Here is a 13,595-nt window from a genome sequence, read left to right as displayed (position 1 = left end):
TAACCGTTAACTATCTTGCCATCCAAGGTTCGAACTTTGCCCTGGTTTTCCTGCTTTGAAGCATGAGGTTTGCGAATATCACAATGGTCACTAAAAATATACAAGCGACTGTTATTACATAGCTTTTTAACGCTATTTTTAATCAAGGCATTGGATATTTTTTCATCATCTAAAACCGATTTTAAAGAATTATCTATCAACTTTTTACTTCTCTCAAACTCACGTTTGTCATCACTAATTTGCCATAATTTTATCGTCTTATTTTCAACAATTTTTTTAAAAGGTTTTCAGTTTTTTCTACAACTCTTTTATCGGTAAAATAGCCTGTGATCTTGCTGATATATCCTGTTAATGTCATGTTTTATCCCTACTTATAGTGGTTTAATTTAGTGATTGCAGTCAATTATAACCGCCAATTATAACTGCAATATAGTTTTTCGGAGTTTTCAGAGATATTATTAGAGGACTTTAAGGCAGAATGTGAGCGGATAAAGGGTGAATCCAAGCACAAGAAAGCCCGTGCGCTTGCTGTGGAGTTTCTCAATGACTGGGAAGCTATATTTATGGTATTGCGCCACCCGCACATGCCCTTAACCAATAATGAGGCCGAACACGCGTTACGGCACTGGGTGATTATGCGCAAAATTACCTATGGTACTCAAACGGAGGTAGGAACTCGCGTGTTTGCGGTGTTGGCATCGGTGATTGATACCTGCCGTAAGCGAGATGTTTCTCCTTGGCGTTATCTGGAAAAGGTTATTGGAGAGCGGCGGGCAGGGAGAAGCGCTCCGGCTTTGCCTGCCGCTCAGGTGGAGGGGGTCTGAATGGTTACCATTGAGCAACTGATTACTCTAAGGGAGGGCACGCTGATCCCTCTGGGATTTCAGAGGGGTCTACTTTAAAAAGGAGTGGTTCACTCAAATTAGCTGATGGAATATATTCTAATTTTATTTTTATACACTCCATTCCCCCTGATTCTGTTGGAATTTTTAGTTCTGGAATATCAATAAATATAGCTGCTTCATTATTAATTAGCTCCGTTGTAAATGCTGGCAGCAGACCAGATACCTCTGCTTTATGCGCTTCTATCAAATTAGCATTCGCTGTTTCAAGCGTGATTTTATCAGCCTCGTATAGCTTTAACCTAGCCTTGTATAGATCCAGTACGAGGGGATTTATTGGTGCATTGACTCTAAATCTGATGGTTTCTGAGTTCTTTGCATCGCTACTTCGCATCATAATATAGTAATACTCACCATCATTTGTTTTACCCCGTATTTTACCGTTCAAAGGCGTATTTGAAGAAGTTGAATAACTAAAGCATTGGAACGCGCTATCTCTTATCTCGGAGGTGTCAATATAGCCATCGCTTGTATATTGAGAATACTGAGAATCCTTCGCATTATGACAACCTACAATTTGTTCTTCGTCTATAGAGGTTGCTAATCCAATAACCCATTCCATTATTTTCCCGTCAGAAACAGTGGAGCTTGCTGTAATTTCAGTGCCTGTTCCATCTAGTAGCCATAATACGTAAGCGCTATCTTGCTGGGTATATAAAGATTCAAGCGTGAAATTAATACCAGAATCAGAATTTGTGGAAACAGGGTATGCCGTTGTTGCATCACGGCAAGTACAGCAAGTGGCAGCTGTGCAAGTCGAAGTCAGAATATCCCAGTTGCCATTAACGGCTTCACAACTTGTCTGGTTGTTACAGGCTTCTATATTATTTGCATCACATGCTGATGTAGTGGATATAAAATCAGCACCACAAACTTTATTTTCAGTCATTGACACTGACAGCGAGGTATTGGTACCACTGCATGACCCCGTCCAGTTCTGGAATGCATATCCCGTATCGGGGGTGGTGCTCAGGGTAAGCAAGGCACCTTGGTCAAAAGAGGCACTACAGATACTTCCGTTACCACCACAGGCAATGCCTGTCGTGCTGACCGTGCCGCCTGTTGGCTTGGGGTCGATTGTCAATGTCACTTTATCGGAATCTATAGGCGTAAACACAGCCCCACAGGTTTTATCTGCCGTTAATGACATTGCTAGTGGATTAGAACCGCTGCATGAACCCGTCCAGCTCTGGAATGCATAACCCGTATCGGGGGTGGCGCTCAGGGTGAGCGAAGTATTTGCGGTAAAGGCGGCGCTGCAGGTGTTGCCGCTACTGCCGCAGGCAATATTTGTCGTGCTGACTGTGCCGCCTGTTGGTTTGTTGATTGTCAGGCTGTAGTTGGCGGCGGGTGTTGTTGACATTGGACAACCTTGTGCTACCCAGTTTTTGTAGAGATCAACGCCTTGAGTTGTATCTAAAACACCGTCTCCATTAGTATCAATTTTTGTATCAAAAAGAACCTTAATTGTGTACGAATTAATATTAAAAGAGCCAACATTGAGAGGATCGGCGTAAATAGCAAGATAGCCTTGCCGTGCATAGTTGACGCTATGAGTATCGTAAAAGAAAGAAGTTAATAAGTAATCCCCCCCAGCTTTAAAATTATTGCCATATAAGCTAAATCCTGAGCAACCTTCTTCCGCACAAAAAGGGAGAGGGTAATCACCAATGAAAGCTGTAGTAAAATAACCTGTACTACGTATTGATGTTGATATATCCATTGATATAACTCCTGGAGGAGCTATAAATGGCGCAATCACCGCCTGACCTGGGGCAATATTAAATTCATCTTCAGCACTAGGATACAGTAAGGTTACAGAAGTCTTTGTAGCTTCAGTTATATATGTTTCCTGAAATTTACTACATGGAGTCAGATCTGCAATTGGATTTTTTGCCGTCCAACCATAAGCATTAGCCAAGGTTGGTAATAGGAACCATGACCAAAGTAGAATAAAGAAAAAAAGAGTCTTGTTCATTAAAGTTCTCCATTAAAATTAGTTTTTTTGAGTATAAATTGTGTTTAGCTTCAGCATTTTCAGATTCAGTTTACCCTTAATTTTATGAGAAATAACTTCATAACAACATATAGATGACGATTTTTTTCTGATTATACTGCTTTGTGTGAGATGATTAATAATCAATAACCAATGATCATGCAGGTGACCGACCCCGGACAATGAAAGTTAATTCATACTAACGGGAGTTTTTGACCTCTTGCGTTATATGAGTTTTTAATATTATTTATAATCACTGGATTATGACTACTTTCATATTAACAATCAATCATTTAGCGATAATATCAGCAATTCCCAGTCAGAATCGCGTAATACACTAATATTGAATGTACATTAGAATATTAGTGCTCACTAAGTTGTAAAAATACAACCTGGTTTATCAATGACTTGTAAGGCGACAGGGGTTTTCTGCGATAATATTATTTCTGATTTTCAAGGTATGACGTGTATCCCATACAAAGTGCTATAATCAGTATTTTTTAATTGCAAACTCGACTGATATGAAGCCCATACTCCATATAAAAGATAAAAATGAAGGATGAAAAGTCTCTACATCCGTAGATGATAGCCTCCATTACTAGTCAAATCATAAAAAATGGGATAGAAGGTAATTTACATGATGCAAATGGATTGTTTTTTAATAAACCCCGTCTAAGTAGAAAACCGCAGTTTTTGTCATTCCCGTGTAGACAGGAATCCAGCCCTCGTGAACAGCGACTGGATACCTGCCTGCGCAGGTATGACATTAATAGAATATTTTTGTCGATTTCAAGGTGGATGGGGTTTATCAGATAAAAAAACCCCTTGGATTTAATCCAAGGGGTTTTGATAAAGAAGTTTTACCAAAAAACAATAAAACTACTGGTCGGTATCAGAATCCTTAGTTAATGGTACTAACCAAGAATTAGAGAAGCCAGCTGCAGTTGGTTTGGTTTTATGCGCGTATGCCAATACGGGAACTCCCTGATACTGACAACCTACTTCAGCAGTAAGACCTACTTCAGCCCAACCTTGAGTAAAAGGCCAGTCCACAAACATGTAATTAACTTCATCAGTAATCGCCAAATCTTGACCAATAAAAATCTTACCAGAGAAAGGATCAATACTACCTACGCTAGTTACTACATTCTCTTGATTATCATAAGAAGTAATTTTACGCAATACTGAGCCAGTTTGCTCTGAACGGAATGGAGGATAATAATAGCGCCCTCTCAAACCACCGCCACAAACATCCCCCTCATCATCAAGTAGGACATTATTTTCGATACACATACGGTCACCAGCAGGATCTCTATCACCAAAACTACCAGTACACTTATCTTTTGCCTGATAACCTAAAGCGGAAAGATGACGATACTTAGTGGGGAAGGTAATAATCACATTGGTTAAATTTTGACCATCATTTTCATAGGTTAAATTCATAGCATTAGCAGCTAAAGCATGCTCAATCTCAATAATATTATCATATATTCCAACGTCCCCAAGTCCTGCTCTCGAGGAACCAAAAGTGAAACCCATAGATAGTGTATCACCCGTACTTGCATCAAAGAATGGGTTACTAATTAAGCGACCATCAAAAGCAAATCGATATTGACCGAGGCCTGACTGTTGATAGCTATTCATACCATATGAAGGCACATTATCACTAGGGGGTAAATTATCCCATACATCTCCATCTAATGCAGACATTTGCAGACCCATGCGGTCACTAGTGGATGCACTCTCCATCTCCACCATACCTGTCAATCGAATCCAGCGAGGATCAGTGGAACGAATTTTACTGCCAATCTCGGCAGTGCTAGCTGGAGCTTTGTAAGGTAAGATACCTCCACCAACTACACATGGCTCACCGTAATAACTAGCCTTAACAATGCTAGAGCCTTGCAATGCATCTGCTGCAAGTATAGGGTCAATTTGGCAGACATTATTAACCATTCTTCCAGTTGCATAACCACCTGCTTCATTTTGGAGTTGAGTTGCACCATCATTTTCTACATAACCCGCTAATCTTTGACGGTTTTGACTCACCCCTATGCCAGTTGCGGTTTCGGGAACTAAGGGTCCCATAATCTTATATAGGTCTGCTTTAGACATACCGCGTTCAATTAAAACTCTATTTTGTAAAGTGCCTAGACTGGCTGCAACGGCAGCATCAGAAATACTATTAAATTTAATAGAACCTTGAGCACCCCATGCCCCAATTACTTCAATATGACCAAGTTCATTATCATCAGCATTGGAAGTATGAGCATGCGCTGCAAATAATCTACGCTGCCCCTTAACTTCTTCTGTTAAGACACCATCAGTGTTAGTTGGTAACTGGTCATCATACATTTTCACATAAAGATAACCATCTTTACAAAATTCACTTGGCTCGGTAGCACACTGGGAAGCAAATATTGGGCGATAATCATTTGCAGTACTGGGGCGATTAGCCAGTATAGAATCATCGTTAGATTTTAGGTAAGCCTGACCATCATCACCACGAACAATCTCAAATTGACAAACATCACCTGGTGACATATAACATAGAAAGTCAAACTCAATAGAGTTAACACGTGAGCGTAAAGCAATACGCGCTTTAACAGCAGTATCAGTACGGGTATTAACAATAGAAACCTTGCTATTGTACCCATAGTCAGCCATGTACAGCGGTGCCATCAGTACCTGACCAATACCTTTTTCACTTACATGAATCGCATTAGCATTGCCGCTAAGCATAGCCCCAGAAGCCATTGCTACAGCCATTGCCGAGGGCAATAATTTCTTTTTAAAAGAAGAACTCATCATTATATTTACACTCCTTAAGCGAAAATAAATAAAATAAAAAAACTGGAATTCACCGCTCATAGCACGTAAGCATACATAATTTGCTTATCCTGCACAAGTACCTACAACATTAAATACAATGATGCAATAGACGGCGCACATTACTAATGTGGTCGAATTCAACTGCTGACAAGATTACCACAGGTTCTAAATAAATTGCAACACTAAAACACAACAAATCCGAAAGAATGTGGCAGCCTTACAACAGTTCAATAAATACAGGGGCTGTCAAGTAGTTTGCAACATTCTAAAAGGTGAAAAACAGGGGATAAACGGTAGTCTTGTTGCAAAAAAACAACAGCATAATAAATCTGGATAATGACCTGAATATTGCTGTACCACGCCTGCTTGCAGTAATATGCAGGCAACATATGTACCATTACTGTACAGGGAAACAGAAGCCGGCAATAAAATCTGTTATTAATTGTAATTATGGCCAAAAATCAGGATTGGTAAATTGCGTATAGGGCCAGGGGCATTGTGCTGGAAAAATATCAATATCCAGACCCGTTTCCCGTATTGCACCCGTAATGGCATAACCATAAGCTTTTTCAATTAATTCAGGTAGTTTGCTTTTCAGGCCGGGATTTTCCTGCAAATGGCTTTCAATACGTTTGCGCTGTTCAATAATGGTGAACTTCCAGCTTCTGCCCTGAAAGGCTGGCTGATATTGCCATTTCAGCAGGTGCATCAGCAGTGTTTCCAGAAAAGATTGCAGGGCACGTTTTTCTGATTTACTCATATCTTCAATTTCTTCAATAATATGTTCAAGATCAATCTGCTCAAATTGACCGGCCCGCAACAGTTTTGCTTGCTCTAATGACCAGGTATAAAGGTCTTCATCGTAGCTAGTCTGGCTCATAATACTGTTTTTCCCTTTGAATATATATTGCTTTAGCTAATTTGTAAGGCGGATAAGGCGTAGCCGTCATCCGCCATGAGTTGTGAATGTCGCATGACGCTGCGCTTATGCGACCTACATTTCTACATTTCTACGAATCAAATAGCGTTTGCAATATTTTATAGGCCGCCTTTTCAGGATAATAATTTGCCATATCCAATAATGCCTGCATACCTAAATCTGTTCTCAAGTCTTGGTTTTCAATGAGTTGTTCCAGTGCTTGCTGGCATTGTTTTGCTTGGGTGGTATCAATAACCAGGGCGTTTTGCTGATGTCTGGCAAAACTCTCCCCACCGCCATGTTTAGGTAAAACCACTGCCAAACCACAGGCCATTGCTTCCATTGCGGTTAAGCCCATGGCCTGAAAGCTGGATAAATCAACAAAAATATCCATTTTGGAAAATAAAGCAGCAATTTGTTGTGGTGCCTGTAAGCCCAGGTGATGGTATTCAAAATCATGGGGTAAGCTTAAATAAGCGGGATCTTGCGCTTCCACGCCAAATAAATAAATTTCTATGGCTTGTTGATAGCACTGTTTTAGTGCGCCAAGCACTTGCATGGTCAATAATGGTGCGCGGCGTAGACTGGAAGGACGAATCATTGCACAAATATGAATTGTCTCTTGTTCGCTATGCTCGTTGTGCGGCTGAAATAAATCAATATCACAACTTGGGCCGACAATATGGGCCTGAATTTTAAGCTGTTCATACAGTTCGTTCTGATTCCACTGGGTTTTTGTCAGGCAAGTCATTTCCGGCAGGTGTAGATAGGAAAGCCAGGCGTGACGAAAGCCAGGATCGCGCCGAAAATAATAACCCGCCAAGCGGCGGCGTAACCAGGGGTATTCCCAGAATTTACCGTATAGCGCAGGTTTTTGTACAAAAAACCAGGGTTCAAAATCCTGAATATAATAAGCCAGTTGGGGTTTGTTTTTTTGCTCAGCCAGAGGTGTCAGCCAGTCCACTGATTGATGCGCAGTGGCAATGACCACATCAAATCCCATGCAGGTTTTTGGAATATCAAAGTGGGTATGCACATAGTTAACTGGCAAAGGCAAATCAGGGTAACTGCGCTCAAAGGCCGCTTGATTGCCATAAAAATTCAGCAGTTGCACATCCACGCCCATGCGTTGCATGGCCTGTGCCTCAGAGATGACTATATTACCGCCACCACCCGCATCGGTAATTGGCAGGATAAATAAAATCCGCTTGCCTGCCCAATGATATTGCCCCTGTGCAATCAGATGCCAACGATCAAGCAGGTGCCGGGTGCGGTTGCGGATATTACTCATCAGGCGACTATGGCGGCACTGAAATACCCCTTGATCAATAATCGCCTGCCCATGTTTTTGTGCCAATGCCTGACCTGCGGCATCAGCCAGTTGTTTGCGGCGCTCATGGGAATAGCTTTTAGACTGGGCGTGATAAATGTAAACATCATCCGCCACTGCCAATTGCCAGCCCGCTTTTAAGGCACGAATACTGTAGTCATTTTCTTCACCATAACCACGGGCAAAGGTTGCTTCATCAAAATAACCAATGTCATCAATCAGCGCGCGTTTAATTAACAGGCAAAAACCATTAAGAAAAGCTAAACGTGGATAAGCGCGGATGGATAATGCGCCCAGGCGCTTACCCATTTGCGCTACCGTTAAATCCAGTGGTAGCGGATTTGTTGCCCAGTCACCGTTATGTTCAATTTCCGGGACTGATTGCCAGGAAGCGGTATTGCTTAAAGGGCCGACCATGCCAATATTTGTTTCTGAATTGGCGCAGGCCAGCATCCGATCCAGCCACCAGGGGGTGACGATGGTATCACTATTTAAAAGGATAACCGCCTCTGGTATATTTTTACTGTTAATGGCTTGTTGCATACCCTGATTCGCTGCCAGGGTGTAACCTTTAGCCGAATCATTGCGTAATAGCTGCACCTGAATGGTTGTTTGCTGTTGTACCCAGGTGTTTAAATAGTCACGTGTTGGCGTTTGACTGCCGTCATCAACCAGAATCAATTGCCAGGGCGAGGTGCTATGCTGAGTGAGGGAAGTCAGGCAGTTTTTAACATCAGCCAGCGCATTATGAATACAGACCACAACGGCAACAGCTTGCTGATGTAAAGTGACACCCGCTTGCTCCAGTTGGTAGCGCGGTGAGTGAATCGGTGTTGTTAGAGGCACAGGTAGAGACACGGGTAGTTATTCTAATTTAAGTGAAAAGCGCGCAAGCCTAAAGCTTTATAATAAAAGACTCAAGCCAAAAACAATCGAAGTGCGTAAAATACACGCTATGAAATTGATTATTGTAACGGGTTTATCGGGTGCGGGTAAAACTATTGCCTTGCACAGCCTTGAAGATCGTGGTGGTTATTGTATTGATAACCTGCCGGTTAATTTATTACCCGAAGTTGCTGCGCAAATGGCGCAACTAGGAGATGATTATACTTGTATGGCGGTGGGCGTGGATGTGCGCAACATTGCGCTGCAAAATATGCCTGAATTATTAAATACGTTGGCACGGCGTAATATTGATTATGAAATTTTATTTCTGGATGCCAGTGATGCCGTTTTATTAAAACGTTTCAGCGAAACCCGCCGCAAGCACCCGCTCACGACACAAAACCGCTCTTTAGCCGAAGCCATACAAGAGGAACGGGGTTTATTGTCAATTTTATGTACCCAGGCAGATATTCATATTGATACCTCAAACAGCAATGTGCATCAGTTGCGGGATATGGTGCGTTTGCGGGCGGGCTTGCAAAGTGGCGAACCGATGCCATTATTGTTTCAATCATTTGGTTTCAAATATGGCGTACCGCAGGATGCGGATTTTGTATTTGATATGCGTTGTCTGCCCAATCCTTATTGGGAGCCTCACTTACGACCTTTGACTGGACAGGATCAAGCGATTGTTGATTTTTTACAGCCACAAGAGGCCGTGCAGCAAATGACAGAGCAACTGATTGCATTTTTAACCAATTGGATTCCTCAGTTTGAGGCCAGTAATCGCAGCTATTTAAATATTGCGATTGGTTGCACCGGTGGTCATCACCGTTCCGTCTTTATGTCAGAATGCCTCGCAAGACATTTTCGCGGCATTCATCCTAATGTATTGGTTCGGCACCGGGATTTAAATGGATAACATATTAAACTCTATGATAGGCATATTATTAGTCACGCATGGTCAGATTGGCGAGAGTTTGCTGGAATGCGTCCGTGAAATTCTAGGCCCATTACCCATATCTATTATCGCATTGGGTATTGAACCTAAAGAAGTTGATACGGAAACGCTTTGTCAACACATCCAGATATTGGGAAGGCAGGTCAATCAGGGGGACGGTGTATTGGTATTGTCTGATTTGGTGGGCGCAACACCGGCAAATACTGCAACCAGCGCCTGCAAGTCGATGAAAGCCTATCCCTCGCATCATATTGCGGGATTGAATCTTTCCATGTTACTGCGGGTTTGCAGCTATGCCATGCAAGACTCAATGATTACACTGGATTCATTGGCTGAAATTGCTCTTGAAGGAGGACACCGGGGTATTATTGAACTGATGTAACGGGCGTTATTACATAAAAGCTCCTTTTTTGCCCTTTAAAGCACAAAACAACACATAAACGGGTTAAAAACCGGGTGTTATATTCATAATATTAAGATAAATAATAATGATGATGTTACAAAAAGAATTAACTATCGTGAACAAGCTTGGGCTTCACGCTAGAGCTGCTGCAAAACTGGTGCGTTCGGCCTCTGCTTTTGCCAGTCAGATACAGATTCGACGCGATAATCAGACGGTCAATGCCAAAAGCATCATGGGGGTGATGTTGCTGGCTGCTGCTAAGGGAACACGGATTGAACTGCAAATCAATGGAGACGATTCACAGGAAGCCTTGCAGGTATTATCGGAATTGATTCAGTCCGGGTTTGGAGAAGACGAGTGAGTTTTACCCTGCACGGGCTGGGGGTTTCTAGAGGTCTGGTCATTGGTGTCGTACATATTTTACGACCCCAGATCGAATTTAATGAATACCCGATCACTAAAACTCAATTATCGGCAGAAATTGTGCGTTTTCAGAGTGCTTTGTCTGCGGCATTACACGAACTCAAACAGATTCGTGATCAGATTCCTTTGATTTATCCTACGCAGTCTCAGCCTCAGATTCAAGGTCATATGAACACAGCGGCAGAAATTGCGTCTTTTATTGATCCGCATATTCTGATGCTGGAAGACGCCATGTTGACGCAGGCTCCGGTGGAGATTATTGAAAGTCGTTTGTGTAATGCCGAATGGGCCTTAAAAATCCAGCGTGACAAGTTAATGAGCGTATTTCAGGCTATTGATGATCCTTATTTACAATCGCGCTCGGTGGATATTGAGCAGGTGGTCAATCGGGTACAGGCCTGTCTGGTCAAGCAAGCTAATAAAGCGAAACGCCATAACAGTAATGAAATGGACTTATCCGGGCGGATTGTCCTGGCAGATGATCTGACGCCGGCAGATACGGCACTGATGCCGCATCACGGTATTAAAGCTTTTATCACTGAGTTTGGCGGCATCAACTCACACACCGCGATTATTGCCCGCAGTTTAGGTATTCCTGCGATTGTAGGGGTGCGTAATGCGCGGCGCTATATTGACGGTGATGATGTGCTGGTACTGGATGGGCGACGTGGCATCATTCTTGGCAACCCGGACAGTCGCAGTTTACGTTATTACCGGGTCAAACAAAACGAGCAACGGCGTTATCATCAGACGCTTAACCGTTTATGTAAAGCGCCTTCCATTACGCGTGATGGTACCACGATCAGTTTGCAGGCCAATATTGAAATGCCCACTGATCTGGAACCGGTTTTACGCAGTGGCGCGGACGGTATCGGCTTGTATCGCACCGAATTTCTGTATATGAACCGAAAAGAGAAGCCGCCACCCGATGAAGAAGAGCATTACCGGGCTTATGTCAAAGTCTTAAACAAACTGTCGGGCATGGTGACGATTCGCACTCTGGACTTAGGCGGGGATAAACAGGCTGATGATGATAGGCGTAATAAACTCTCCATGCCGCTGAATCCGGCGCTGGGCTTGCGCGCCGTGCGTATGTGTCTGAAGGATTTGAATCTGTTTCGTTTGCAATTGCGCGCCATTTTACGCGCTTCCGTGCATGGCAAAGTCAGCATGATGATCCCGATGGTGGCCACTTTAACTGAATTACATCAAGTCAAACAAATTATTGCCAATGTACAAAAAGACCTGCGCAGCCAGGACATTCCTTTTGATCCCGATATTCCTGTTGGTGTGATGATTGAAGTGCCTTCAATTGCCATTTGCGCGGATATGTTTGCCCCGCATGTGGACTTTTTTTCAATCGGCACGAATGATTTGATTCAATATACTCTGGCCATTGATCGCCTGGATGATGAAGTCAGTTATTTATATGATCCATTAAATCCGGCTGTTTTACGGTTGCTGAAAAATATTCTGGATGTGGGCAATGAGCACAAAAAACCTGTGAGCATGTGTGGTGAAATGGCCGGTGATAGCCGTTATGTGCGTTTATTACTGGGTATGGGCTTGCGCCATTTCAGTGTCACCCCGGAATCCTTGCTGGAAATCAAACAGATTATCCGCCATAGTGATCTGGGTAAATTGCAAGCCCTGGCAGATCGGGTGCTGCGCACCAGCAACCGGGAGCGTATTGCCAGTCTGGTGGCACGGATGGAGGCTTAAGGCGGCCTCTGTTAAAGTATAGCTTTTCTCCATTTTCTGCGTTCCGAAAACAGTTACATAGCTTGCTATGCGCCTGTTTTCACGCCTTGAAAATGAATAAAAATCCTGCGCCCAGTTTCTGTATTTATTTCATCCTCACTCCTTAGTATTCGCGTGTGCAATGTGATTGCCTGTTTCAATCAGACTTGCAAGCGGCAAAATAAACATTGCACCTTGTTGCTCTTCTTGCGCAATCACATCATCTACCCGCACTTTATCCCAGTGGTCGTTGCTTGTGCCACAAGTGGTTTTACCAGGAATTTCCAGCCAGACACACAAAATACTGGTGTCGATAACCAGTATTTTACGCATCAGCTAATGCCTGTGCTTCCAGATTTTCTTCCAAGTTGCCGCGCGTGGTAATTTTACCCAAGGAGCCTGAAGCCAGCAGTTTAGGCAACTGCTCAATGTCATCCAAAGGGGTAATTTTGCTTGCGCCTGTTTTTGGATCGCGATGCACCACCTGTACAAAGGGCATCATTTCAGGTTCTAAATCATCCAGCAATGCAGGATTATGTGTTGTTACCAGTACATCAATATTGCGTTCGCGTCCGATTTCCTGCATGGCCTGAATCAATAAGTGCATCCGTGATGGGTGTAAGCCGTTGTCCACCTCTTCAATCACCAGCAGGCTGCCTTCAGGGCGTGTCAATAAAGCAATGAGAATGGCTAAAAAGCGTAGCGTGCCGTCAGACATGCCGCGCGCATCAATGATTTGGGGTTCTCCTGCTATCCATTCTTCTTCGCAATACAACATGGCATCGCTGCCTAAACGACCAACAGGTTCTGCCCAGACCTTTTTGATATCACGTTCAGGAAGATGATTGAGATATTTGGGAAGCGTTGCCTCAACTCTGCTTTTATCTTTTTCTGATAAAGCAGCCAGAAAACCAGCCAGATTGCTGGCATCCTGGAGTAGATTTTGAGTGAATCTTGAGTATGAACGAATTTTAGAAGGCATTGGCTCATAAACAAAAATTGTTTTGTATTCCTGCCTTGAAAACCCCCTTCCTATAATATCAAACAGCTTCTGTTTGTCATTGATTATATCTTCAGTAGAGATGTTGCCAAATAAGACAAAAACATACAAACTTGTAATTTGAGTCATCCACAGAGCCAAAAAAATGTTGAATCTTGACAGAATACAGAAAAACGAACGCCTCATGAGAGCTATGTTTGGCTT

12 protein-coding genes are annotated in these 13,595 nt (G+C 42.9%); 5 read left to right on the top strand and 7 right to left on the bottom strand.

Features of this window, described 5'->3' with window-relative positions:
* Positions 1-200: hypothetical protein (locus QUF61_RS17425; RefSeq protein WP_289682841.1), on the bottom strand; the 200-nt coding region annotated here is incomplete at its 3' end.
* A gap of 222 nt (positions 201-422) precedes the next feature.
* Between QUF61_RS17425 and QUF61_RS17420 the strand changes: the two genes are divergently transcribed.
* Positions 423-824, top strand: coding sequence for an IS66 family transposase (locus QUF61_RS17420; RefSeq protein WP_320416064.1), 402 nt, complete (start codon positions 423-425; stop codon positions 822-824).
* A 22-nt stretch (positions 825-846) separates the two neighbouring features.
* On the opposite strand, the gene QUF61_RS17415 is transcribed toward QUF61_RS17420, so the two are convergent.
* The 4 genes from QUF61_RS17415 to QUF61_RS17400 all read right to left on the bottom strand — a co-directional run bounded on the left by QUF61_RS17415 (position 847) and on the right by QUF61_RS17400 (position 8,837).
* Complete coding sequence (locus QUF61_RS17415) at positions 847-2,880, bottom strand: InlB B-repeat-containing protein (RefSeq protein WP_289682840.1); 2,034 nt, start codon at positions 2,878-2,880, stop codon at positions 847-849.
* Positions 2,881-3,777: 897 nt separating this feature from the next.
* Positions 3,778-5,709 (bottom strand): hypothetical protein, encoded by a 1,932-nt coding sequence (locus QUF61_RS17410; protein WP_289682839.1) that lies wholly within the window; start codon positions 5,707-5,709, stop codon positions 3,778-3,780.
* Between the two features lie 469 nt (positions 5,710-6,178).
* Positions 6,179-6,610, bottom strand: a complete 432-nt coding sequence (locus QUF61_RS17405) for a DUF29 domain-containing protein (RefSeq protein WP_289682838.1) — start codon at positions 6,608-6,610, stop codon at positions 6,179-6,181.
* A 130-nt stretch (positions 6,611-6,740) separates the two neighbouring features.
* The gene (locus tag QUF61_RS17400; protein WP_289682837.1) at positions 6,741-8,837 is read right to left on the bottom strand and encodes a glycosyltransferase; all 2,097 of its coding nucleotides are present in this window, start codon (positions 8,835-8,837) and stop codon (positions 6,741-6,743) included.
* Positions 8,838-8,934: 97 nt separating this feature from the next.
* Between QUF61_RS17400 and rapZ the strand changes: the two genes are divergently transcribed.
* The 4 genes from rapZ (at position 8,935) to ptsP (ending at position 12,373) form a co-directional block, all read left to right on the top strand.
* Positions 8,935-9,786 carry an RNase adapter RapZ gene (gene rapZ / locus QUF61_RS17395; RefSeq protein WP_103922011.1) on the top strand — a complete coding sequence of 284 codons (852 nt, stop codon included), beginning with the start codon at positions 8,935-8,937 and terminating at the stop codon, positions 9,784-9,786.
* Positions 9,779-10,207, top strand: a complete 429-nt coding sequence (locus QUF61_RS17390; RefSeq protein ID WP_103922010.1) for a PTS sugar transporter subunit IIA — start codon at positions 9,779-9,781, stop codon at positions 10,205-10,207. The genes rapZ and QUF61_RS17390 overlap by 8 nt, the downstream gene beginning before the upstream one ends.
* A gap of 106 nt (positions 10,208-10,313) precedes the next feature.
* Complete coding sequence (locus tag QUF61_RS17385; RefSeq protein WP_455423319.1) at positions 10,314-10,589, top strand: HPr family phosphocarrier protein; 276 nt, start codon at positions 10,314-10,316, stop codon at positions 10,587-10,589.
* Entirely contained in the window at positions 10,586-12,373 is a 1,788-nt protein-coding gene (ptsP, locus tag QUF61_RS17380) for a phosphoenolpyruvate--protein phosphotransferase (protein WP_103922009.1), read from the top strand. Before QUF61_RS17385 ends, ptsP begins: the two co-directional genes overlap by 4 nt.
* Before the next feature lie 135 nt (positions 12,374-12,508).
* On the opposite strand, the gene QUF61_RS17375 is transcribed toward ptsP, so the two are convergent.
* Both QUF61_RS17375 and QUF61_RS17370 read right to left on the bottom strand, forming a co-directional pair.
* The gene (locus tag QUF61_RS17375) at positions 12,509-12,724 is read right to left on the bottom strand and encodes a hypothetical protein (protein ID WP_103918320.1); all 216 of its coding nucleotides are present in this window, start codon (positions 12,722-12,724) and stop codon (positions 12,509-12,511) included.
* A complete protein-coding gene (locus QUF61_RS17370; protein WP_289682836.1) occupies positions 12,717-13,373 on the bottom strand; it encodes an AAA family ATPase in 657 nt (218 codons plus the stop codon). Before QUF61_RS17370 ends, QUF61_RS17375 begins: the two co-directional genes overlap by 8 nt.
* Between the last annotated feature and the right edge of the window lie 222 nt (positions 13,374-13,595).

Origin of the sequence: Candidatus Venteria ishoeyi, from assembly GCF_030378065.1 — a bacterium.
GTDB classification, from domain to species: Bacteria; Pseudomonadota; Gammaproteobacteria; order Beggiatoales; family Beggiatoaceae; genus Venteria; species Venteria ishoeyi.
The sequence above is the reverse complement of the archived record's forward strand: the minus strand, read 5'-3'. Positions and strand labels throughout refer to the sequence as shown.

Bases quoted from the DNA above. Each gene is read 5' to 3' on its own strand.
- QUF61_RS17370 (WP_289682836.1), bottom strand. From the start codon at position 13,373: ATGCCTTCTAAAATTCGTTCATACTCAAGATTCACTCAAAATCTACTC.
- rapZ (WP_103922011.1), top strand. From the start codon at position 8,935: ATGAAATTGATTATTGTAACGGGTTTATCGGGTGCGGGTAAAACTATT.
- QUF61_RS17390 (WP_103922010.1), top strand. From the start codon at position 9,779: ATGGATAACATATTAAACTCTATGATAGGCATATTATTAGTCACGCAT.
- QUF61_RS17375 (WP_103918320.1), bottom strand. From the start codon at position 12,724: ATGCGTAAAATACTGGTTATCGACACCAGTATTTTGTGTGTCTGGCTG.
- QUF61_RS17385 (WP_455423319.1), top strand. From the start codon at position 10,314: ATGATGATGTTACAAAAAGAATTAACTATCGTGAACAAGCTTGGGCTT.
- QUF61_RS17405 (WP_289682838.1), bottom strand. From the start codon at position 6,610: ATGAGCCAGACTAGCTACGATGAAGACCTTTATACCTGGTCATTAGAG.
- QUF61_RS17410 (WP_289682839.1), bottom strand. From the start codon at position 5,709: ATGATGAGTTCTTCTTTTAAAAAGAAATTATTGCCCTCGGCAATGGCT.
- QUF61_RS17415 (WP_289682840.1), bottom strand. From the start codon at position 2,880: ATGAACAAGACTCTTTTTTTCTTTATTCTACTTTGGTCATGGTTCCTA.